The organism is Pseudomonas sp. (assembly GCF_032058845.1).
Classification (GTDB): Bacteria; Pseudomonadota; Gammaproteobacteria; order Pseudomonadales; family Pseudomonadaceae; genus Aquipseudomonas.
Map to the genome: position 1 here is coordinate 13915 of NZ_DAMCCR010000029.1, position 23359 is coordinate 37273.

The following is a 23359-nucleotide window of genomic DNA, read 5'->3' on the forward strand; positions in this document are numbered from 1 at the left end:
TCAGCCCAGCAACTGGCTGAGCACTGCCCGCAGTTTGCCGGGTTTGACGGGTTTGTTGAGCAAGGGCGCATTGACGCGCTGCATGGCGCGCCGGCTCTGCTCACTCCGATCAGCGGTGATCATCACGGCGGCAATGGCTTGATCGAAATGGGTGCGCAGCGCCAGGATCACGTCACACCCGGTCACGCCATGGTCGAGGTGAAAATCGGCAAGCACCAGCTCTGGCGCGCGCCCTTGGAGCACGAGCAACGATTCCGCCAGATCGCTGGCGGTCACCACCTCGCACCCCCACTGCGCCAGGAGTGCGGCCATGCTCAGGCGGATGCTCAGCTCGTTGTCCAGCACCAGCAGGCGGCGCCCAGGCAGTGGATCGCCGAGCGTCGGCTGCGGGAGCGTCGGCACGGGCTGCGCGGGGCGCTCGGTGGACACCGGAATGTCGATACTGAACACAGAACCTCGTCCCGGCCACGATCGAACCCCCACCGGACACTGCAGGATCCGCGCAATCCGCTCGACGATTGCCAAACCCAGGCCAACGCCCTTGCGATCGGCTGCACGACCGACATCCAGCTGGTTGAACTCGAGAAAGATCGCCTGCAGACGATCCTGGGCGATACCACGACCGGTATCCCACACCTCGATGCGTAGCGTCTGACCGCGCAAGCGCCAGCCCAGCAGCACACGTCCCCGGTCGGTATAGCGGCATGCATTGCTGAGGAAATTGCGCAGGATACGCGTGAGCAGGCGCAGATCGGTCTGCAGCACCACCTGCCCGCCCCGGACCCGCAGGTGCAGGCCTGCAGCAGCGGCGACGGACTCGAACTCCGAGGCCAGCGGCAACAGGATTTCATCCAGGCGGTACAGGTCGAGGTCCGGCTGGATGCTGGCCTGGTCCAGGCGCGAGATATCCAGCAAGTCCGTCAACAGGTCCTCGGCCCCCTCCAGCGCCTGATGCGCACGCTCCACCAGCACCTGCTCGGCCGCAGCCAGGGTGCGCTCGCGCAGCGTCGAGATCAGCAGCCGTGCAGCATTGAGCGGCTGCAACAGGTCATGGCTGGCTGCGGCCAGGTACTTGTCCTTGCTCAGGTTGGCGGCCTGGGCGGCATCGCGCGCCTCGATCAGCTCATTGGTGCGCTCGGCGACCCGCTGTTCGAGCTGATCATTGAGTTGCTGCAGACGCTCCTGAGCAAGCTTGCGCTCGGTGATGTCGGCCACGAAGCCCTCTACCACGCCCTGCTCGTCAGGCCGCATGAGCAGGTTCATGAGTACCTCGACGCTGCTGCCGTCGCGTCGGCGCAGGCGGGTTTCATAGCCGAGCAAGGCCTGCTCACGCTGCAAGACCTCGACCACCCCCTGCAATTCCTGGCGACCGCCGACGAACAGCCGGCTGGCCAGTTCAGTGCGTGAAAACATCACCGCCAGCGGATCGGTGTAGCCGAGCATGCGCGCCAGCGCCGGGTTGGCAGCGCGCATGCCATCTTCCAGGCTGGCCTGGAAAATCCCGTGCACGGCATGTTCGAACAGCCATGAGTAGCGCTTGCGTTCGGCTTCGAGCTCTTCCAGGCGCACCGCAAGCTCAGGGTAGTGGCTCTTGCGCACGGTATGGTTGGACAGCCCGAGCAGGCCTGCCAGCGCAGCGCCAGTACGCGGCGATGCGTGTGAGGGCGCGTCACTGGAGGCCTCGACGCCCGGTTCAGAGCGCCTCGCCATACACCACCTCGACATCGCGCAGGCTCGAATTGCGCGGGTTGGTCAGAATGCACGGGTCGTCCATGGCATGGCGCGAGAGGAACGGGATGTCGCTGCTGCCGACGCCGTGCAAGCCGAGGGTTTCGTGGAAACCGACGGCCCGCTTGAGGGCGATCAGGTGCTCGACCAGACGCTGACGCACCTGCTGATGGTTCAGCCCACGGCAATCAATGCCCAGTGTCTGAGCGATGACCTTGAAGCGCTCGGGCGCGGCGCTGTAGTTGAATGCCACCACGTGCTCGACCAGCACCGCATTGCACAAGCCATGGGGCAGGTCGAGAAAACCACCCAGGCTGTGCGACATGGCATGTACGGCGCCCAGAATCGCGTTGGAAAAGGCCAGGCCTGCCTGCATGCTGCCGAGCATGACTTTCTCGCGCAGCGCCAGGTCGCCGGGCTGGGCAATCATCGCTACCAGATTGCCATTGATCAGGCGTATGGCCTCCAGTGCATGAGGGTCCGTCAGTGGCCCATGGCCCGTTGAAACGAACGCCTCGATGGCGTGCACCAACGCATCGATGCCGGTACAGGCCGAGAGGAACGGATCCATGCTCAAGGTGGTTTCCGGGTCGATCAGCGACACGTCCGGCACCACTGCCTTGCTGACGATGGAGAACTTCATGCGCTCCTGCTGGTTGGACAGAATGACGAACTGCGAGACATCGGCCGAGGTGCCGGCCGTGGTGGGAATCAGGATCAGCGGCGGGCTGGGTACGCGGATGGTGTCGACCCCTTCGAACTCGAGAATGTGCCGGCCATGGGCAACCACGATGCCGATGCCCTTGGCGCAATCCATGGGGCTGCCACCGCCGACGGCCACGATCACGTCACACTGCTCGCTGCGATAGCGCTCGGCGCCGGCCATGACTTCCTCGATTCGCGTGTTGGGCGAGACCTCGGTGTACAGGCAATAGCCGATGCCCTGGCCTTGCAGACTGGCTTCGACATCGGCCACCCACCCGGCCGCCACCACACCCGGGTCGCTGACCAGCAGAACCTTGCGCGCACCGAAGGTACGGGCGTAATTGGCGACATGATGTCGGCTACCGGCGCCAAAGATGATTTCAGGGGAAACGAACTTGCGCAACTGGCTGAGATTCGCGCTCATGCAACGCCTGCTTTTATTGTCGTTATCGAAAGATGGCCTGAGCCTAAGCCATCTTCCGCTATTTGCAATGCGACGTTCGGGGGGCGTTCCAGCACCGGCACTGACAATGCGGCGCCGGGTGCTGGGTGCAGAACGGATCATCGGTTGGCGAACTACATCGTCACTTCAACGCCGATCCGCAGAGTGATGAAGACGGGTTCCTTCCACACGCCTCAGCCTCCTCGAGCACCACAGGATTGCGCTGCCGTCAGGGATGCACGCGCGCAGCGGCAGGCTGGCGAGGCGGCCCTGCGGTGACGCGTCAGCGGTCCTTGAACTGCGCCTCACGCTTGGCGATGAACGCCGCCATGCCCTCTTTCTGGTCTTCGGTGGCAAATGCTGCATGGAACACTCGGCGCTCGAAGCGCACACCCTCGCTCAACGTCACCTCGAAGGCGCGGTTGACGCTTTCCTTGACCATCATGGTCACCGGAATCGACTTGCTGGCGATGCTGGTCGCCACCTTCAAGGCTTCGTCGAGCAACTCGGCCTGCGGCACGATGCGCGCCACCAGACCTGCGCGTTCGGCTTCCTCGGCGCCCATCAGACGACCGCTAAGGCACAGCTCCATGGCCTTGGCCTTGCCCACGGCGCGGGTCAGGCGCTGCGTACCGCCCATGCCCGGCAGCACGCCAAGGTTGATCTCCGGCTGACCGAATTTGGCAGTATCGGCAGCGAGAATGAAATCGCACATCATCGCCAGTTCGCAGCCGCCGCCCAGGGCGAAGCCCGACACCGCCGCGATGATCGGCTTGCGCCGATTGGCGATGCGATCGGCGTCGCTGAACAGGTCTTCGGTGTAGATCTGCGGGTAGCTGAGGTCTGCCATTTCCTTGATGTCGGCGCCGGCGGCGAAGGCCTTGGCAGAACCGGTCAGCACCACACAGCCGATCTGCGGATCGCGCTCGAGCTGGTCCAGAGCCTGGTTGATCTCCGCGACGATCTGCGCGTTTAGGGCGTTGAGGGCTTGCGGCCGATTAAGGGTGATAAGGCCAACTTTGCCGTGAATGTCCAGAATGATGCTTTCGAATGCCATGCAAGCTGCTCCTTCAAAGATTGCGCGCGATGACCATGCGCTGAATATCGCTGGTGCCTTCGTAGATCTGGCAGACACGGACATCACGGTAGATCCGCTCCAGCGGGAAGTCGCTCAGATAGCCATATCCACCCAAGGTCTGCAAGGCATCGGAACAGACCTGCTCGGCCATTTCCGAAGCGAACAGCTTGGCCATCGATGCTTCGACCAAGGCAGGACGCCCGGCATCGCGCAGCGCGGCCGCGTGCAACACCATCTGCCGCGCCACGGCAATGCGCGTGGCCATGTCGGCGAGGCGGAAGGCGACCGCCTGGTGCTCGATGAGCGGCTTGCCGAAGCTCTGCCGCTCACGGGCATAGTCGCGCGCCACCTCGAACGCCGCGCGGGCCATGCCGACCGACTGTGCGGCGATGCCCACACGACCGCCTTCCAGGTTGGCCAGCGCAATGCGATAGCCCTCGCCCTCCTCGCCCAGACGGTTGGCGGCCGGGACGCGCATACCCTGGAAATGCAACTGGCAGGTGTCGGAGGCGTGCTGGCCGAGCTTGTCCTCGACCCGGGCGACCTCGTAGCCCGGCGTGTCGGTGGGCACGATAAAGGCACTAAGTCCGCGTTTGCCCGCCGCGGGGTCGGTCACGGCGAAGACGATCACCACCCCGGCGTTCTGCCCGGATGTGATGAACTGCTTGCTGCCATCGATGATGTAGTGGTCACCGTCGCGTCGCGCTCGGGTCTTCAGCGCGCTGGCGTCGGAGCCTGCGTGCGGCTCGGTCAGGGCGAATGCGCCCAGCAGCTCACCCTGGGCCAGGGGGGTGAGAAAACGCTGTTTCTGCGCCTCGCTGCCGAAGTTGAGAATCGGCACGCAACCGACCGAATTGTGCACGCTCATGATGGTGGAACAGGCACCATCCCCGGCCGCGATTTCCTCCAGGGCCAAGGCATAGGCCACGTACCCGGTATCACTGCCGCCCCACTGCTCCGGCACCAGCATGCCGAACAGGCCAAGCGCGGCCATTTCATCGATGGCTTCACGGGGGAAGCGATGGGCTTTGTCCCACTGTTCGGCAAAGGGCTTGAGGCGTTCCTGGGCGAAGTCGCGGATCGCGTCAGTGATCTGTTGTTGCTCGTCAGTCAGCAGCATGGTTCACCTCAGTACAGGCATTCGACAGCGAGCGCCGTAGCCTCGCCACCGCCGATGCAAATGGCCGCAACCCCGCGGCGCAGGCCTCTCTGGCGTAACGCCGAAAGCAAGGTCACCAGAATGCGCGCGCCCGAAGCGCCGATCGGATGGCCCAACGCGCAGGCGCCGCCGTGCACATTGACCTTGTCATGGGGCAACTGCAGGACCTGCATGGCAGCCAGGGCCACGACGGCGAATGCTTCGTTGATTTCGAACAGGTCCACGTCATCCAGCGACCAGCCCGTGCGCCCCAGGAGCTGTTCGATGGCGCCGATGGGCGCGGTGGGAAACAACGCCGGCGCATCGGCAAACGCCGCATGCCCATGGATCACGGCCAAGGCTGCAAGCCCGCGCTGTTCGGCCTGGGAGCGACGCATCAAGACCAGGGCGGCCGCCCCATCGGAAATCGAACTGGCGTTGGCCGCCGTCACAGTGCCATCGGCGCGAAACGCCGGGCGCAGCTGAGGAATCTTCTCAAGGCGGGCTTTGGGTGGCTGTTCATCCTCGCTGATGATGCGGGTCTGCTTGCCTTCGGTGACCTGCACTGGGACGATTTCCGCAGCGAAGCGACCCTCGGCCATGGCCTGCTGGGCACGGGTCAATGATGCGATGGCGAAGTCGTCTTGGGCCTGGCGGCTAAAGCCATGGGTCTGGGCGCAATCCTCGGCGAACGTGCCCATCAACCGGCCCTTGTCGTAGGCATCTTCCAAGCCATCGAGAAACATGTGGTCGAGCAGCTGGCCATGGCCCATGCGGTAGCCGTTGCGCGCTTTGTCCAGCACATAGGGCGCATTGCTCATGCTCTCCATGCCGCCAGCGACCACCACTTGTGCGCTGCCGGCGAGCAGCAGGTCATGGCCCATGATCACGGCTTGCATGCCTGAGCCACACATCTTGTTCAGGGTGGTGCAGGTGGTGTGCTGGCCAAGGCCGGCGCCAAGCGCGGCCTGGCGCGCGGGAGCCTGACCGAGACCCGCAGGCAGAACGCAGCCGAAGAGCACCTGTTCGACCTCCGCCGGGTCCAGCGCCGCACGTTCAACCGCTGCGGCAATGGCAACGGCGCCGAGCTGCGGCGCCGTACGGGATGACAGGTCGCCTTGCAGGCCACCCATGGGCGTGCGCACGGCGCTGACGATGACGATGGGATCGTTGTGCAAGGTCATGATGGATTCCCCTTAGCGAGCGGCCATGCGCAGGGCGCCGTCCAGACGGATCACCTCGCCATTGAGCATGCTGTTTTCGATGATATGGCGCACCAGCGCCGCGTACTCCTGCGGACGGCCCAGGCGCGGCGGGAACGGTACGCCGGCCGCCAGCGAGCTGCGCACCTCTTCGGTCATGCCGGCCATCATGGGGGTCTCGAAAATCCCGGGCGCGATGGTCATCACGCGGATGCCATAGCGGGCCAGCTCTCGCGCTGCGGGCAGGGTCATGCTGGCGATGGCGCCTTTCGACGCAGCATAGGCGGCCTGGCCGATCTGACCATCGAAGGCCGCGACAGAGGCGGTATTGATGATCACGCCCCGCTCGCCATCAGCGTCCGCGCCGCTCTCGGCGATCGCAGCCGCGACCAGTCGCATCAGGTTGAAACTACCGATCAGGTTGACGTGGATGACCCGGGCAAAGCTGTCCAGCCCATGCGGGCCTTGCTTGCCCAGGACCTTTTCACCAGAAACGATGCCTGCGCAGTTGATCAGCCCGTGCAGGCGGCCAAACGCCTCAAGCGCCGCGTTGACTGCAGCCTGAGCGGCGTGCTCGTCGGTGATGTCGGCGACGGCAAAACGCGAATTATCGCCAAGCTGCCGCGCTTTGGCTTCGACGGCGGGGGCATCGCGGTCGACCAGCATGACCCGTGCACCCGCCTCGACCAGCATCTGTGCAGTCGCCGCGCCGAGACCCGAGGCCGCACCCGATACGAGGAACGATGTATTGCTGATGAGCATGTCCGTCATCCTTCAAGCCCGACGACGCTGGCTCATGAAGCTTGGGCTCTGAGGGAAAAAGTGCCACCGCCGTAGCCGGGATGTTCGCGCCGTGGGGCTGAGGGGGCAATGGCCAAAGCCGTCAGTCTGCGTGACGGCTTTGGCCACGTCGGCTCAGCCCGGCGGGGTTTCGGAGTCCAGCTCCTCCATCGCTTCCAATGTCAGTTGCAGGCGCAGCGCATCGAAGGCGCTGTCGCGTCGTACGCTGAGGGCATCCCATCGCTGGCGATACTCCTCACTGCTGAGGGCGTCCATCTGCTCATCCAGCAGCGACCCTTCCCGCTCGAAGGTTTCCTGCAACTGGCTGAACGCCTGCTCGTGCTGCGCTTGCAGATAGTGCTGCCAGAATGCACGCTGAGTCAGGCTTTCGGCCACCGCCTCACGGGTTTCACCACTGCGCACGAAATGCAGCGCATCCTGCAACTGAGCGGCGGTGACATTGGCGACCCGTTCGAAATACATGCTGGCGGGTTGCAGAGGAAGGTCCAAGGCAGCAGCCAGATTCACCCGGTAATAAAGGCTTACTTCGATCTCATCGACGGCACGCCCAGCCAGCTCACGCTGCTGCATGTCCTGGCGGGCAAACTGCTCGACGCGAGCCAGACGCCATAGACGGCGGCCCAGCGACAGCAGGCGCGCAGCGCGTTGCTCATCATCGGCGTCTGCATTGGCCTGGACCTCCAGGACCTGGACCTGCAGATCACTGAACCGCTCTGCCACGCTGTCGGCGCAGGTCAGTGGCTCGTTCGCCCGGTTGAAAATGATCTCACGCAAGCTAGCATCACTGTCCAGTGCCATCACCATCGACCAGACCTGCTCACTCAGATACGCTGGCGCCTGGGTGAAGTCCATCGTGCGTTGAAGCTGACCAAACAGGTCGAAAACGCCAGCACTGTCAGGCAGAGCCAGAAGACGATCCCAACGCAGGGCCTGCTCCGCCCTCTGCTCTGGGGCCAACCGCCCTAGCCACTCAGCACGCGCAGCGGCCGGTGACAGCCCCTCGGTAGGCAGATCCGGAAAGTCCTCATGGACCAGATCATGGGCACCGACGTTGAACAGAGCATCGCGTTGCTCAGTACTCAGCGGATTGTTCTCGACCATCAACGCACGGCGATAGGCAAGCGGCATGTTGAGGATAGCCTCGGGCACCTCGGTGAGGCGGTTGTTGCGCAGGTCCGCCGCTTCCAGGAACCCACACAGGTCCAGACCTGTCGGCCAGACACTCAGCTGGCAGTGGCGCAAGCTGATCCAGGAAATCCGTGGCAGGAAGTGGAAGCGCATCCGGAAGTCGCCAAGGGGGTTGTAACTCAGGTTGAGCAAAGACACGTTGTGGAGTGTGCTGAGCACCTCCTCACCTTCCTCATCCAGACGAATCCGATTGTGATCCAGATTCAATATGCGCAAGCGTCCAAGGTGGGACAGGCCCTCAGGGATATGACCCAGCTCATTGCTGCCCAGGTTGAGACGGCGCAGATTGCCGAACGCACGCAGAAAACTCGACGGCACCTCGCGCAGGGCCATATTGCGTAGAACGACGACCGAGACATGGTCGAACTCTATGCGGCTGGGCAATTCGGGCAAATTCCGCACGAGCATGCCGCTGAGGTCCAGACGCATCATGAAGCTCAGTCCATCGCCGCCCATTTCCAGAGGCCCCAGCATCCGCCAACCGTTGCGCAGGCGCTGTGCCAGCTGGTTGCGCCAGTGACGGATGCTGTCAGGCGACTGGGCGTTTTGCCAGCGGGTCATCGTGCGGTCCAGCAACCGGTATTGGCCTTCCTGTTCAAGCAACAGGTCGAAGGGGGAATCATGCGAATTCAGAACGACCTGGACATAGAGCCTGACCTCCTGATCATTGAGGCCGGGATACAGCGCCCGCACTCGATCGCGCAGCGCTCGGCCAGACGGTGATGGATGGCCTCTGCCACTGAGCAAATAGCCGACACGACCATCGCCCAATCGCCGACCAGGGTTGAACCACGGCGCCTCGACCCTCCACCCCAGCAGCTGCAGTCGACGGCTGACGGTCTCGGGCAACTGACGCAACAATTGGCTGCGAAGCTGTCTGGGTGCATCGGCCGGATCAAGCGCAAGGAGCTGGCGTTGTTGGGGTGTCAACAGCGCCGTGAGTGATTCGAACAGTCCTCCGGGCTCGGCTATCTCCAGCCCAACTGGTTGTTCCTGCGCGTCGTATACTTCGAAGCGACCAGCCCGATGTACTAGGATACGAAGCGCCTGCGGGTCCGCTTGAGGATCCATGATCGTCACTCGGCGGCCCCAGATCGCACCCTCCCTGACCTCGATATTCAACTGAGAAGGCCAATGCGGGAAGCGTCGTAGCAGGCAGATGGTCAGATCGGCGGTGTCATCGCTGTACTGGTCATCGAATGACAGGCCTTCGACAGCACCGCTCAAACGCGCCACTTGCCTCAGCGACCGTGCTTTGCGCGCCAGGGTAAAGGGTACACGCTGTTCCAGCAGTGCCAGCTGCCGCTGTACGTCGCTCACATCACGCGTCACGTCTTCGGCGTAGACGTCCGGCAAGCCGGGAAAATCTCGTTGCAGCAACTGGCGCAAGGGGTTTTCTGGCAATGGCGCTACGTTCAGATGATCGAACAACGACAGGCGCCAGCGCATCTGATTGGCCAGTATCGCCTCGCGCTGCGCTACGCTGTCGAGCCCGCGGATACCGGGTTGTGTCAAGCACCAACGCTGGATCTGCGCATCGGTGATCGGGCGCCCGTCTTCAAGGGCCGTGAAGAATTGATCGATACGCCGGCGCGTTTCAAAATGCCGCATCGTTTGCAGCAACGTCACCGGCAGCGGTCGATTTTCGACCACCAGGCCGCGCAACTCGTCAGTGTCCATCCCCGCAATTTGCAGTATCTGTTCTACCTCGTGGGGGTTGAGCGGCGGTTGCAGGGGCCATAGCGTATCGAGCATGCGCGCACGGTCATGCCACTCCAAAGGGCGCGTGAAATGCAACCGCCAGCCTCGCTGCCCATTGCTTTCGATGATCGGTCCATAGGCCTGCGGCCGTTGGGGATGCCGCAAGCGCCATGGCCCATCGCTGTCTGGGCGGTGTACTTCGTACCAGGCCTGTCCAATGCGTACCCACCGTTGCTCGCCCTCGCCATAGAGCCCGTCGGCCTGCAGAGGCGCCTGCGGGTTGGCGGTTTCATACGCGCTGGGATCTGCAGACCACAGGCGCTTCGCGCCGTTGTCCAGGGTCACGGGCTGCAAGCCATCGACCAGCGCACTACGGCTGAAGCCGCGTGCCACAAGCGTGCTCCCGCCCACGACGGCGGCGGTCACGGCCACTGTTTCTGCAACACCGAGAAAATGATCGAGCGCCTCATGTTGATGCCCTTGCGCCCAGTCCTGCACGCCCTCGAACACTTCAGACAGGACCTGTACGACCAATTGCCCGAGCAGCACGGCACCCACGACCGGAATGAAGAACCCCGCCAGGCCTGCAAGGCCGAGCCCTGCCGCTTCCCACTGCTCGCGGCGGTTTCTGGTGGCAGTGGCATCAGCCAGCGCGGTGGGCACCAGCAGCAACCGCGCATCCGTTTTCAGCCGTGCGACCTGAGAGGCCACCAGCGCGGCGAACGGGTCGCCCTCGATGGGAAGGGACTGTACCTGCAGATCAGGTACGTCATCTTTGAGTCGCAGCCTCAATTGCTGCAGAAAGGCTGCGCGCTCATCCAGGCCTACCAGCTGGCCGAACACCCGATGGTCATCCGCAGGCTGAAGGTCCGCCACCAGTGCTGCGCTGAGTTGCGTCCAGTCCGGGAACACACGAAATGCCTCATGACCGTCACTGGGCATGTACAGCACCACCCCACTTCTGTGCCCCTCAGCATCGAATAGCTCGATTGCCAACACCCCTGCCAGCAATCGCCCTAGCATCCGTACTTGAACAGGATTGGCTCGCAGGCAACTGTCGCACTCCACTTCGGCGCCAGAGCCCAGCGCGTGCAGCGCGGCACGCATCATGGTCGTCAATTGCCCCTTGAGCAGCCCAATCTCGATGGCCAACAAGAATCCTGCCCGCTTGTCTTCGGTCAACAGGCCCTGGGTTTGATCGGTGAACACCTGGTTCAGCAGCTGTTGGTAACCTGCGCCGGCATCCACTGCCCGGCATTGAGCGATCAAGGCGTCGGTGTCGGCATTGACGAGCTCGTAGGAGCCAGTGCGAACCAGACCGGTGCCACTGAAATAAGAGGTATTAGCCGCAAAGTTTTGCATGAGCCTGAGGAGTGCAGGCTCGCGCCGATAGTCGGGCTGCAGGATGGTCCAGCCAGGCAATGAAGTCGTCGGGATGCTGGGCTTGAGCACCAGCCAGTCCAGTTGCTCGATTGAGAGCCCCAGCGGTAGGAAGCTGGCAAGGCGGTGATTGAACTGCTGCCTCGCGAAGTCTTCGAGCGAGATGAGCCCGAGGGTGGCCTGACGCACACGCTGATGGCTCACATGATAGGCCCGGAAGCGGTCACGCAGATTGTTGATCTGGGCCGGCGTGGCGTCGATCAGCCAGGGTTTCAGCCGTTTCCTGATGAATCTGTCGGTCACGCTGAGGGGGGACGGTTGAGTCGAATCGGTCATGGCCAGCTCCTTGAAGAAAGGAGCGCGAGCGTGGGGAAGTCTGCAGGGCTACGGCAGTTGGAAAAATCACCGCGGGAGCTGCTGTTGCGGGGGCTCAGTTGAGCGATCGATAGTGACCGGGATTGCAGCCGAACCATTTGCGGAACGCTTTGTAGAACGAGCTGGCGTCGGCGTAGCCCAATCGTTCGGCCACCTCACCCATGGCCGTGCGCGGATCGGCCAGCCAGTGCAAGGCCAGTTCACGCCGTACGCTGTCTTTGAGGCCTTGATAACTCTGCCCTTCTTCCGCCAGCCGGCGGCGCAGCGTTGACGCCGACAGATGCAGGCGATGCGCCAAGCACTCGACGTCGGGCCATTCCATGGGGTCGAGGGACAGCAGGTCTGTACGAATGCGTCGCCCAAGGCTCGAAGGGTCACGGTAGCGAACCAGAATGTTGCCTGGGGCCTGAGCGAGGAACTGCTGCAAGTCTTCGGCACTGCGGCGGATGGGCTGGTCGAGACAATCACCCGCGACGATCATGCGTGTGCAGGGGCTGGCAAAACGCAGATTGTCCGAAAACATCACACGGTAGTCGTCGCAGAACGGCGGCTCGTCACAGCGCAGGTCCACCGCGAGAATGGGAATGCGCCGGCCTGCCAGCCAGCAGGCCAGGCCGTGGATGATCATCCAGAGCGTGAAATAGGCAAATGCACGTTGTGCGGTGGGCTTGGGCTCGTCGATGACCACCTGCGCTACGCTTTGCTGGCGCAACAGTCGCGGTTTCAGCGTATCGAGCGCCAGCGCCAGGTAGCCCAGCGCGGTATCGAGCCCGGCACCTACCGTGGGTTGCGCAAGGCTGACCCGAGCCATGAATGCCAGGCTGCCCGGTGGCAGCCCACGGGCATCCATGGCAAAGAACTCATCGCTGCACTGGCGCGCCAGCCGCCGCCACAGCGCGGCGTAGGTCTGACTGGCGATACGTGCATCAGGCCGCTGCATGGCGTCTGCGTCGATACCCAGGCGCTGCAGCAATGCGACACTGACCAAGGCATCGGGACAGCTCTGCAACAACGCTTCACGCACCAGGTGCATGGAAATGGTGTCTTTGTCGCTCATCTGAACCGGGCACCGGAGCTGTGGAGAGGGTCCATCTTACCCAGCGGCCCCGGTGTGACAAGCGCGGGTGGCTCAAACCGAGCGGTTGAGTTTGACCCAGCCGGCGAAGCGGTCGATGAACGTCTGCAGGAAGGGCCGCGTCTTGTCGTTCAGCTTGCCGGCCTCATCGAACAGGCTGGCGGCATTTCCGACATAGGCTTCTGGCATCTGCATGCACGGCATGTCGAGAAACACCAGCGCCTGGCGCACAGCGTGGTTGGCACCGAAGCCGCCCAGGGCGCCCGGCGATACGCTCACCACCGCAGCCGGCTTTCCGCCCCAGGCGCTCTCACCATACGGGCGAGAGCCGACATCGATGGCGTTCTTCAGGCAGCCGGGCATGGTGCGATTGTACTCGGGGGTAACGAACAGCACGGCGTCACTCTGGCGGATCTCGTCTCTGAAACGCTTCCAGGTGTCTGGTGCGTTGGCTTCGACGTCTTCGTTGTACAGGGGCAGATCGCCGATCTCGACGATCTTCAGCGACAGGCTGGAAGGGGCAAGCTCGGCCAGTGCACGCGCGACCTTACGGTTATAGGACTCCTTGCGCAGGCTCCCAACGACAACAGCTACCGAATACTCTTGGCTCATGGCGATTTCCTGACTGGACGGTGAGTGAAACGTTCTAGGTATAGATGACCACTGCCAGGGCTCAGGGTTTTTTTCTGTTGAGGAGAAAACTTCCTGGCCGCGTCATCGGTCTATCGCTACAGACATTTCCTAATATTTCAGAGGTTTCCTCGCTCATGGCAGCAGTAATGGTCGGCCAGTTTCACGCCCGCGACGCCGAAGGCCGTATCTATCCCGTCCACGAATTTCAGGAATCGACCCTGCAGGATGATGGCCACGCGGTGGGTTCACCCATCGTCACCTACCGCCTGGCGATTGGTGACCGGGTCAATCACCTCGGGGAAAATCGTTTTGAGCTGGTGAGCAACGGCGTTGAGCTGATCCGCGTTCCCTGATGTGAAACGCAGCCGTTGGTCGAACCTGAGCAACGGCTGCCCAGCGCTCGGTGAGCGCAGCCTGTGGCAGCTTCCACCTGAGGCTGCCTAACTTGCCCACAGCAACAACTGCGGGCCTCCCAGCTTGGATTTCAGCCAAGACTTTCCCACAACGCCGGGCCACCGGCAGCCTTGGCAATCGCTGCCAACCGTTCGGCGTGCGCTTCGAGCTCGGCTGGGCTGGCGAGCAGTACCGGCCCAGGCTGACGGCCGCTGACGCGGCGTATTTCGCTGGGGCGTGCCGCGCCGCCGTCGTCGTTGTCACTGCCATTGCCGGCCAGCGACAGGCTGGTCTGGCCACCGGTCATTGCCAGGTAGACATCCGCCAGCAACTCGGCATCGAGCAGAGCACCGTGCAGGTCTCGTCCGGAGTTGTCGATGCCGTAACGTTTACACAAGGCGTCGAGGCTGTTGCGCTGCCCAGGATGACGCGAGCGCGCCATCATCAGGGTATCGAGGATCGGGCAATGCACCGAGATATCGGCTCGATGTGGCTGGCGGATCAGGGCAAATTCGTTGTTGATGAAGCCGACGTCGAACGCTGCGTTGTGAATCACCAGGGTCGCGCCCTGAATGAACTCGAAAAACTCGTCCGCCACTTCGTTGAAGCGCGGCTTGCCGACCAGGAATGCATCGGTGATGCCGTGGACGCCAATCGCCCCTTCATCGCTTTCGCGGTCAGGTTGCAGGTAGACGTGAAAGTGGCGACCGGTCAGGCGCCGACCAATGACCTCGACGCAGCCGATCTCGATCACCCGATGCCCTTCGGTCACGGGCATGCCGGTGGTTTCGGTGTCGAGAATGATGAGCCGTTTGTCTTGCTGCTGCTCCACGCGGTGACTCCACTTGCATCACGAAAAAAGGCGCTGAGTGTACCCCAGGCTGGAGCGCGTTGCTGGCCTGGGGTGCCAGCGGTCAGCGGCTGCTGCGGACCTGCTCGACGCCACGGTTGGCCAACTGGTCGGCGCGTTCGTTACCGGGGTGGCCGATGTGGCCACGGACCCATTTCCAGGTGACCTTGTGGCGGTTGACCTGCTCGTCGAGCAGGCGCCACAGATCAGCGTTCTTCACCGGTTCCTTGCTCGCGGTTTTCCAACCGCGTTTCTTCCAGTTGGTCATCCATTCGGTGATGCCTTTCATCACGTACTGGGAGTCTGTGGTGAGAATGACCTCACACTCACGGGTCAGCACCATCAGGCCCTGGATGGCCGCCATCAGCTCCATGCGGTTATTGGTGGTGTTGAGCTCGCCGCCGCAGAGTTCCTTTTCCGCACCCTTGTAGACGATCAGAACGCCCCAGCCGCCCAGGCCAGGATTGCCCTTGCAGGCACCATCGGTGTAGATCTCGACGCTTTCGGTCATGTACTGCCCATTCGCTTGAAAATTGTCGACGCTCGGCGAGCAGCGTTCCTGGTCACGAATCGCTGCGGCGGCGATTGACCTTGGCCAGCGGCAGCGGCAGCAACTTGCCCATCGGCTCGCGCCGTGGCGGGCGCAATGGCCGAAGGCCGACCACCATTTTACGCGCGACCAGCACGTAGACACCGCCGCCACCGAGTTGCCATTGGCCAGCCTTGCGCTCCCAACCCTTGAGACGGCGCTGCCAGGCTGGCGAGGCAAGCGGCGGACGATAGCACCCGAAGCGGCGTTTCTCCAGGGCGAAACCCAGCAGGTTGAGCCAGTCGCCGACCCGCGAGGCCGAAATGCAGCGCGCCTTGCGCAGCGCGCCCTTGCCCAGCACGTGGCGCATGCCCCAGGTGCTCCACGGGTTGATGCCGACGATCAGCAAGTGCCCACCTGGACGCACCGTCATGGCCGCTTCCCGCAACAGGCCATGGGGCGAGAGGCTGAAGTCTAGCCCGTGCTGCAGCACGACCACATCAGCGGCGTGCTCGCTGAAGGGCCAGGCCTGCTCTTCGCAGACGATCTCCACACCCGGGAACGGCGCACCCACGCGTACGTTGCGCTGCACCTGTGGCGCGCTGGGCGGCGCTTCGGCGCTGGGGCCGTAGTGCACCAGAAAACCGCCAAAGAAGCGCGCCAGCTCCTCCTCGAGCAGGGCCTGCTCCTGCTTGAGCATCAGTTGCCCAACAGGCCCTTCGAACCAGGCTCGGGCCTCGCTGATCAGCTCGATCCACTCGTTGTCGGCCTGGGCAAACGCTTGATCGCTCATTGCACTCTCCCTTGGAAGGTTCTCCCGCTGCGCCATGGACGTTAAGATGCGTCCATGTCCAACCAGATGATTCGGATGCGCGCCATGATACAGATCGAAGCACTGCCTGCTTTCTCCGACAATTACATCTGGCTGTTGCAGGATACTGCCACACAGCGCTGCGCGGTGGTCGACCCAGGTGATGCGCGACCGGTGCTCGACTGGCTCGACGCTCACCCCCAGTGGCAGCTGACCGACATCCTCATCACTCATCATCACCAGGACCATGTCGGCGGCGTCGAAGCGCTCAAGGCCCGCTCGGGCGCGAAGGTGTCCGGACCTGCCAACGAGACGATCCCGGCACGCGATGTCGCACTGCGCGACGGTGACGCCGTGACGTGCCTGGGCATCGCGTTCGAGGTCATCGAGGTGCCTGGTCATACGCTGGGACACATCGCTTTTCATAGCGCAGAGGGTAGTGGAGGCGCTGAAGGTACCGGACCACTGCTGTTCAGCGGTGACACGTTGTTTGCGGGGGGGTGTGGACGACTGTTCGAGGGCACCCCTGAACAGATGCACCATTCGCTGCAGCGGCTGGCGGTATTGCCAGAGGCCACACGCGTCTACTGCGCCCACGAATACACACTGAGCAACCTGCGCTTCGCCAACGCCGCAGAGCCCGACAACGCGCACGTGCTCGAGCGTCTGGCAGAGGTTGAAAAGCTGCGCGCCGAACAGCGCATCACATTGCCTTCGAGCATTGGCCTGGAACGGCTGACCAATCCTTTTTTGCGGACGACTGAAACATCCGTTAAACAAAAAGCGGACGAATGGACAAAAGCGGCAAACCCTAGTTCCATTGCGGTTTTCGCTGCCCTCAGGGCCTGGAAGAACGCGTTCTGATAGCGCCAGGACGTAGCGCATGGCAGCCCCAAGGTTGACCCGGGGGGAAGCGGTTCCTAGAATCGCCCAACTTTTTTGCCCGGATAAACGTACCTGCCGATGTCATTCCGTAGCCGCAGAACCTCTCATTCCGTCGCCCTGAGGCGCTTGGCCCAGGCCAGCGCATTGGCCCTCACAGCCACCCTGGTGGGCTGTCAGAGTGCGCCGAAGGTCGATGAGACCGACAGCGTTCGCGCGCCCAACTATCAGGTACGGATCAAGCACCGGCCTGCGCCCCGGATCATCGTGCCGGCCGCATCGCAAGTGCCGCAGGACGTCTGGGTGCGCATGCGCCAGGGCTTCGCGCTGCAGGATGTCGACCTCAACCCGCGTATCGAGCAACAACGCATCTGGTTCGCCAACAACGCCCGCTCCGTGGAGCTGCTGGGTGAGCGCGGCAGCCTCTACATGCACTACATCGTAGAGCGTCTGGAAGAGCGCGACATGCCCCTGGAACTGGCCTTGTTGCCAGCCATCGAAAGCGCTTACAACCCCATGGCCTATTCCCGGGCCCATGCCGTCGGCCTGTGGCAGTTCATTCCGTCCACCGGGCGCCACTTCAACCTGCGCCAGACCAACTTCTACGATGGCCGTCGCGATATCACCGCCTCGACCAACGCAGCCCTCGACTACCTGAGCCGCCTGCACGACATGTTCAACGGTGACTGGCTGCTCGCCCTGGCCGCCTACAACGCCGGCGAAGGCACCGTCAGCCGGGCCATCGAGCGCAATGAGCGCCTGGGCCTGCCCACCGACTACTGGAACCTGCCACTGCCGCAGGAAACCCGCGACTACGTGCCCAAGCTGCTGGCCTTGTCGCAGGTCGTGAACGCCCCTGAGGCCTACGGGGTCAACCTCAGCCCCATCGCCAACGAACCCTATTTCGCTGCCGTCACCATCAATGACCGCCTCGACCTGTCCCGCGTGGCGGCCTTCGCCGACATCGACGAAGACGAGCTGATCCAGCTCAACCCCGCTTTCAAGAAACGCATGACCGTGGATGGTCCGCAGCAACTGCTGGTGCCCACGGCGAAGGCGCAACTGCTCGCGGCCAGCCTGTCCAACCTCAAACCTGAGCAACGGGTCAGTCTGCAGCCTAACAAGGCGGTGTTCCAGGCAGCGCTGGCCGAAGTGCAAGTGCCTGCGGCCGCCGCCTCGCGCAGCTATCGGGTCAAGCGCGGCGACAACCTTGGCGCCATCGCTCGCGCCAACCGGGTCTCGGTGCGCGACCTGCAACGGTGGAATCGACTGTCCGGCTCCAGCCTGAGGGCGGGTCAGGTACTGGCCCTGCGTGGCGGCAGCGCACCCAGCGCGCCAAGCGCCGCGGCCAACCGAGTTGCTGCAGCGCAAAAGCGCTCCACGCAATACAAGGTGCGCAAAGGCGATTCCCTGTACCTGGTGGCCAAGCGCTTCAACGTGGAAATGCAACACCTCAAGCGCTGGAATCCGCGCAGTGGCCAAGCACTGAAACCGGGCCAGACCCTCACGGTCTACGTGGGCCGCTGAGCCCTGCCACAGCGCCCTGCCCCGACCTGCCGACGCCTCGAACCACGAGGCGTTGACGGCGTTTGCAGAGCACCGCCGTAGCCGTAGCACAGCGCCATGCCGGGGTCTCTTTTTCCATCCCTGACAAGCTGTTACTGTAGCCCGACCCAAGCCCAATGCCTCTGGATCGGATGCCGACTTGATACGTCCCCTCCTGCTGTCAATCAGTCTGGCCTTGAGCTTCCCTGCCAGCGCTGCCGTGAGCGAAAGCCATGGTTACGCGCAGTTCGGCACGCTCAAGTACCCAGCCAGCTTCACCCACTTCGACTGGGTCAATCCGCAAGCGCCCAAGGGCGGCACATTGCGGGCCATGGCCTTTGGTACGTTCGATACCCTTAACCCTTATACCTTCAAGGGCTCGAGCCCCATCGCCACACCGAACTTCGGCCAGTACGGCGTCAGCGAGCTGAACGAGACGCTGATGGTCGGCACCGGCCAGTACGACCCGTCCGGCGACGAGCCCACGTCCAGCTATGGCCTGATCGCACGCTCGGTGGAATTCAGCGAGGACCGCAGTTGGGTGGTCTTCAACCTGCGTCCCGAAGCGCGCTTCCACGACGGCAAGCCCATCACCTCGGCCGATGTGGCGTTCTCCTATCGCACGCTGCTCAAGGAAGGCCACCCGCAGTACCGCACCAACCTTCAGGAAGTGCAACGGGTCGACATCCTCGGCCCGCTGCGCATTCGTTTCGTCTTCAAGCGCGCCGGCAACCCGTTGCTGATCCTGCGCCTGGGCGAAATGCCGGTCCTGCCCAAGCATTACTGGGAAAAGCGCGACTTCAAGGCCACTACGTTCGAGCCGCCGCTGGGCAGCGGGCCGTATCGCATCACGGATGTCCAGCCGGGCCGGCGCCTGGTCTTCGAGCGGGTCAAGGATTACTGGGGCAAGGACCTGCCAGTGAATCGTGGCAAGTACAACTTCAACCGCGTCGAGTTCGAGTTCTACCGCGACGCCACGGTGGCCTTCGAGGCCTTCAAGGCGGGTGAATTCGATATCTACATCGAGCACCAGGCAAAGAACTGGGCCAACAGCTACAACTTCCCGGCCGTGCGCCGTGGCGAGGTGATCAAGGCGCAGATCCCGCACCGCATTCCGACCCAGACCCAAGGCCTGTTCATGAACAGCCGCCGCGCCCCGTTCGATGACCCCAACGTGCGTCAGGCGCTGGGCTTGATGCTGGATTTCGAGTGGAGCAACCGCGCCCTGTTCAATGACGCCTACAAGCGCTCGACCAGCTACTACCCCAACAGTGAATTCGCCGCCAGCGGCCTGCCCGTGGGCAAGGAATGGCTGCTGCTCAAACCGTTTCGCGATCAATTGCCCAGCAAACTGTTCACCCAGCCCTATCAGGTGAGCCATACCAGCGGCAATGGCGTACCTCGCGAGAGCCTGCGCCGCGCCCTGGCACTGTTCGCCAAGGCGGGCTACACCCTCGACGGCCAGCGCCTGGTCGATGCCAAGGGGCAACCGCTGCGCCTGGAGATCCTCCTGGTCAACCCCAACCTGGAGCGCATCTTCCAGCCCTACGTGGAAAACCTCAACCGCATCGGCATCAGCGCCGGTCTGCGCACCGTGGACCGGGCACAGTACAAGCAGCGCCTGGACCAGTTCGACTTCGACATGATCCTCATGACCCTGGGCCAGACCCTCAGTCCGGGTCTTGAGCAATGGCAGTACTTCCACTCCAGCCAGGCCGCGATCAAGGGCAGCAAGAACTACGCCGGCATCGACGACCCGGTGGTCGATCACCTGCTCGACCAGCTGCTCGCCGCGCAAAGCCGCGATGACCAGGTCGCCGCAGCCAAAGCCCTGGACCGCGTGCTGTCCTGGCACTACTACATGATTCCCAACTGGTACCTCGACAATCACCGCCTGGCCTACCGCAACCGGTTCGCCTTCGTCACCACGCCGCCCTACACCCTGGGGCTGAACAGCTGGTGGCTCAAAACTCCGGAGACCGCACCATGAAGCCGATGCCTCGCCTGGGCGCACTGGCCGCCGGCCTGATGCTCGCCTGTCTCAACCTGGGCGCCATAGCCGCACCGCAACACGCGCTGACGTTGTACGACGAGGCGCCCAAATACCCGGCCAACTTCACCCACTTCGATTACGTCAACCCGGACGCGCCCAAAGGCGGCACGTTTCGCCAATCGAGCTTCGGCAGTTTCGACAGCCTCAATCCGTACATCACCAAAGGTGTGCAGGCTGAAAACATCTCGATCATCTACGACACCCTAATGCGCCAGAGCCTGGACGAGCCGTTCACCGAGTACGGGCTGGTCGCCGGCAAGATCGAGAAAGCCCCGGACAACCGCTGGGTGCGTTTCTATCTGCGCCCGGAAGCACGCTTCCACGACGGGCACCCGATGCGCGCCGAAGATGTCGCGTTCAGCTTCAACGCCCTGGTGACCCAGGGTGCACCGTTGTTCCGCCAGTACTACGGCGATGTCGACAAGGTGGTGGTGGAGAACCCGCTGCAGGTCCGCTTCGACTTCAAACACGGCACCAACCGCGAACTGCCAATGATCCTCGGCCAGTTGCCGGTGCTGCCCAAGCACTGGTACGCCAATCGCGAGTTCGCCCGCGGCAACCTGGAAATTCCCTTGGGCAGCGGCCCGTACAAAGTTGCCGAGGTCAAGCCGGGGCGCTCGATCCGCTATGAACGGGTCAAGGACTACTGGGCCAAGGACCTTCCGCTCAATCGTGGCCTGTACAACTTCGACGTCATGACCTTCGATTCCTACCGCGACAACGTGGTGGCGCTGGAAGCGCTGAAGGCCGGGCAGTTCGACTTCTGGGAAGAGCGCATTGCCAAGAACTGGGCCACGGCCTACAACGTGCCTGCCGTGCGCGAGGGCCGCCTGAAGCGTGAAGAGCTGCCCAACGGCACGCCGAGCGGCATGCAGGGTTTCGTCTTCAACCTGCGCCGGCCGCTGTTCCAGGACATCCGTGTACGCGAAGCGCTCAGCCAGCTGTTTGACTTCGAATGGGCAAACAAGCAGTTGTTCAGCGGCGCCTATACGCGCACCGGCAGCTATTTCGAGAACTCCGACATGGCCGCCAAAGGCCTGCCGGGGCCGGCCGAACAGGCCATTCTGCAACCGCTGGCCGGGCAGATACCTGCGCGCGCACTGACCGAGGCGTTCCACAACCCGGTTACCGATGCGAGCGGCATGATTCGCGAGCAGCAACGCAAGGCCTATGGCCTGCTGCAAGCGGCGGGCTGGAAGATCGTCGACGACAAGATGGTCGATGCCCAGGGCAAGCCTGTCGTGATCGAGTTTCTGCTGGCGCAGCCCGAATTCGAACGGGTCCTGCTGCCGTTCAAGCGCAATCTGGCAGATCTTGGCATCGAGCTGAGCATCCGCCGCGTGGATGTCTCGCAATACGTCAATCGCGTGCGCTCGCGAGACTTCGACCTCATGGTCGGAAGCTTTGCGCAGTCCAGCTCTCCGGGCAACGAGCAGCGCGAATACTGGTCCAGCGCCGCCGCCGATAACCCCGGCAGCCGCAATTACATCGGCCTGCGTGATCCGGCCATCGATCAGCTGGTCGAATCGCTGATCAACGCTGATTCACGCCAGTCGCTGGTCGACCACGCCAAGGCCCTGGACCGTGTACTGCTGTGGGGCTACTACGTGATCCCCAACTGGCACATCAAGACCTGGCGCGTGGTGTACTGGGACCACATCGGTCACCCGCCCGCCTATCCCAAGTCCGACATCGGCATCGACACCTGGTGGATCAAGCCCGAGGTGAAACCCTCGGTCACCACCCAACCCGCCCCTGCTGCCGAGGCCAACTGACATGCTGGCCTATATCCTGCGGCGCCTGCTGCTGATCATCCCGACCCTGCTGGGCATCCTGGTCATCAACTTCATCATCGTCCAGGCCGCGCCTGGCGGGCCGGTCGAGCAGATGATCGCCAAGCTCGAAGGGTTCGAGGGGGCCACCAGCCGGATTGCCGGCGGTGGCGCAGAGGTGTCGGTGGCCGGCTCCAACTACCGCGGCGCGCAGGGCCTGGACCCTGCCCTGATCGCCGAAATCGAGCACATGTACGGTTTCGACAAGCCAGCGCCTGAGCGGCTGTGGATCATGATCAAGAACTACGCCCACCTGGACTTCGGCGACAGCTTCTTTCGCGATGCCAAAGTCATCGACCTGATCGTCGAGAAGATGCCGGTGTCGATCTCGCTCGGGCTGTGGAGCACCTTGATCATGTACCTGGTATCGATCCCGCTGGGCATCGCCAAGGCCGTGCGGCACGGCAGCCACTTCGATGTCTGGACCAGTTCGGCGATCATCGTCGGCTATGCGATTCCGGCGTTCCTGTTCGCCATCCTGCTGATCGTGCTGTTTGCCGGCGGTAGCTACTTCGACTGGTTCCCGCTGCGCGGGCTCACCTCCAACAACTTCGATGAGCTGTCGGCCACCGGCAAGGTGCTCGATTATTTCTGGCACTTGGTGCTGCCGATCACCGCGTTGGTGATCGGCAACTTCGCCACCATGACCCTGCTGACCAAGAACAGCTTCCTCGACGAGATCAACAAGCAGTACGTGGTCACCGCCAAGGCCAAGGGTCTGAGCCGGTCACGCGTATTGTACGGGCATGTGTTCCGCAACGCCATGCTGCTGGTGATCGCCGGCTTTCCGTCGGCGTTCATCGGCATCTTCTTCACCGGCTCCCTGCTCATCGAGGTGATCTTTTCGCTCGACGGCCTGGGCCTGATGAGCTTCGAGGCCGCGATCAACCGTGACTACCCCGTGGTCTTCGGCACCCTGTTCATCTTCACCCTGCTGGGGCTGGTGGTGAAGCTGATCGGCGACCTGACCTACACCCTGGTCGATCCGCGTATCGATTTCGCCAGCAGGAAGCACTGA

At 63.1% G+C, this 23359-nt stretch carries 19 protein-coding genes; 6 read left to right on the forward strand and 13 right to left on the reverse strand.

Annotated features, from left to right (window positions below; genetic code table 11):
• The 10 genes from RT028_RS08095 to RT028_RS08135 all read right to left on the reverse strand — a co-directional run bounded on the left by RT028_RS08095 (position 1) and on the right by RT028_RS08135 (position 13425).
• Positions 1 to 1710, reverse strand: a complete 1710-nt coding sequence (locus RT028_RS08095; protein ID WP_312934187.1) for a hybrid sensor histidine kinase/response regulator — start codon at positions 1708 to 1710, stop codon at positions 1 to 3.
• The gene (gene ercA, locus RT028_RS08100; protein ID WP_312934188.1) at positions 1694 to 2857 is read right to left on the reverse strand and encodes an alcohol dehydrogenase-like regulatory protein ErcA; all 1164 of its coding nucleotides are present in this window, start codon (positions 2855 to 2857) and stop codon (positions 1694 to 1696) included. Before ercA ends, RT028_RS08095 begins: the two co-directional genes overlap by 17 nt.
• 152 nt (positions 2858 to 3009) lie before the next feature.
• Positions 3010 to 3066, reverse strand: coding sequence for a pyrroloquinoline quinone precursor peptide PqqA (gene pqqA / locus RT028_RS20305; RefSeq protein ID WP_409567204.1), 57 nt, complete (start codon positions 3064 to 3066; stop codon positions 3010 to 3012).
• Between the two features lie 92 nt (positions 3067 to 3158).
• Positions 3159 to 3932 carry an enoyl-CoA hydratase gene (locus RT028_RS08105; protein ID WP_312934189.1) on the reverse strand — a complete coding sequence of 258 codons (774 nt, stop codon included), beginning with the start codon at positions 3930 to 3932 and terminating at the stop codon, positions 3159 to 3161.
• Between the two features lie 13 nt (positions 3933 to 3945).
• Positions 3946 to 5073, reverse strand: a complete 1128-nt coding sequence (locus tag RT028_RS08110) for an acyl-CoA dehydrogenase (RefSeq protein ID WP_312934190.1) — start codon at positions 5071 to 5073, stop codon at positions 3946 to 3948.
• A gap of 8 nt (positions 5074 to 5081) precedes the next feature.
• Complete coding sequence (locus tag RT028_RS08115; protein WP_312934191.1) at positions 5082 to 6275, reverse strand: acetyl-CoA C-acyltransferase; 1194 nt, start codon at positions 6273 to 6275, stop codon at positions 5082 to 5084.
• 12 nt (positions 6276 to 6287) lie between these two features.
• Entirely contained in the window at positions 6288 to 7055 is a 768-nt protein-coding gene (locus tag RT028_RS08120) for an SDR family NAD(P)-dependent oxidoreductase (protein WP_312934192.1), read from the reverse strand.
• A 153-nt stretch (positions 7056 to 7208) separates the two neighbouring features.
• Positions 7209 to 11699 carry an NEL-type E3 ubiquitin ligase domain-containing protein gene (locus RT028_RS08125; RefSeq protein ID WP_312934193.1) on the reverse strand — a complete coding sequence of 1497 codons (4491 nt, stop codon included), beginning with the start codon at positions 11697 to 11699 and terminating at the stop codon, positions 7209 to 7211.
• A 94-nt stretch (positions 11700 to 11793) separates the two neighbouring features.
• Entirely contained in the window at positions 11794 to 12795 is a 1002-nt protein-coding gene (locus tag RT028_RS08130) for an AraC family transcriptional regulator (protein WP_312934194.1), read from the reverse strand.
• Between the two features lie 72 nt (positions 12796 to 12867).
• Positions 12868 to 13425 carry an NAD(P)H-dependent oxidoreductase gene (locus tag RT028_RS08135; RefSeq protein ID WP_312934195.1) on the reverse strand — a complete coding sequence of 186 codons (558 nt, stop codon included), beginning with the start codon at positions 13423 to 13425 and terminating at the stop codon, positions 12868 to 12870.
• A 155-nt stretch (positions 13426 to 13580) separates the two neighbouring features.
• Here RT028_RS08135 and RT028_RS08140 point away from each other — a divergent pair, with 155 nt between their 5' ends.
• Entirely contained in the window at positions 13581 to 13799 is a 219-nt protein-coding gene (locus RT028_RS08140; RefSeq protein WP_312934196.1) for a hypothetical protein, read from the forward strand.
• A 131-nt stretch (positions 13800 to 13930) separates the two neighbouring features.
• Here RT028_RS08140 and dnaQ read toward each other — a convergent pair whose 3' ends face one another.
• The 3 genes from dnaQ to RT028_RS08155 all read right to left on the reverse strand — a co-directional run bounded on the left by dnaQ (position 13931) and on the right by RT028_RS08155 (position 16011).
• On the reverse strand, positions 13931 to 14671 hold the full coding sequence (gene dnaQ, locus RT028_RS08145) for a DNA polymerase III subunit epsilon (RefSeq protein ID WP_312934197.1): 741 nt from the start codon (positions 14669 to 14671) through the stop codon (positions 13931 to 13933).
• Between the two features lie 82 nt (positions 14672 to 14753).
• Positions 14754 to 15200, reverse strand: a complete 447-nt coding sequence (gene rnhA / locus RT028_RS08150; protein ID WP_312934198.1) for a ribonuclease HI — start codon at positions 15198 to 15200, stop codon at positions 14754 to 14756.
• A gap of 52 nt (positions 15201 to 15252) precedes the next feature.
• A complete protein-coding gene (locus RT028_RS08155; RefSeq protein ID WP_312934199.1) occupies positions 15253 to 16011 on the reverse strand; it encodes a methyltransferase domain-containing protein in 759 nt (252 codons plus the stop codon).
• Between the two features lie 84 nt (positions 16012 to 16095).
• On the opposite strand from RT028_RS08155, the gene gloB reads away from it, so the two are divergent.
• The 5 genes from gloB to RT028_RS08180 all read left to right on the forward strand — a co-directional run bounded on the left by gloB (position 16096) and on the right by RT028_RS08180 (position 23359).
• Positions 16096 to 16893, forward strand: coding sequence for a hydroxyacylglutathione hydrolase (gene gloB, locus RT028_RS08160; RefSeq protein ID WP_312934209.1), 798 nt, complete (start codon positions 16096 to 16098; stop codon positions 16891 to 16893).
• 99 nt (positions 16894 to 16992) lie between these two features.
• On the forward strand, positions 16993 to 18438 hold the full coding sequence (locus RT028_RS08165; protein ID WP_312934200.1) for a transglycosylase SLT domain-containing protein: 1446 nt from the start codon (positions 16993 to 16995) through the stop codon (positions 18436 to 18438).
• Between the two features lie 178 nt (positions 18439 to 18616).
• Positions 18617 to 20446, forward strand: a complete 1830-nt coding sequence (locus RT028_RS08170; RefSeq protein ID WP_312934201.1) for an extracellular solute-binding protein — start codon at positions 18617 to 18619, stop codon at positions 20444 to 20446.
• Positions 20443 to 22284, forward strand: a complete 1842-nt coding sequence (locus tag RT028_RS08175; RefSeq protein ID WP_312934202.1) for an extracellular solute-binding protein — start codon at positions 20443 to 20445, stop codon at positions 22282 to 22284. The genes RT028_RS08170 and RT028_RS08175 overlap by 4 nt, the downstream gene beginning before the upstream one ends.
• 1 nt (position 22285) lies before the next feature.
• The gene (locus RT028_RS08180) at positions 22286 to 23359 is read left to right on the forward strand and encodes a microcin C ABC transporter permease YejB (RefSeq protein WP_312934203.1); all 1074 of its coding nucleotides are present in this window, start codon (positions 22286 to 22288) and stop codon (positions 23357 to 23359) included.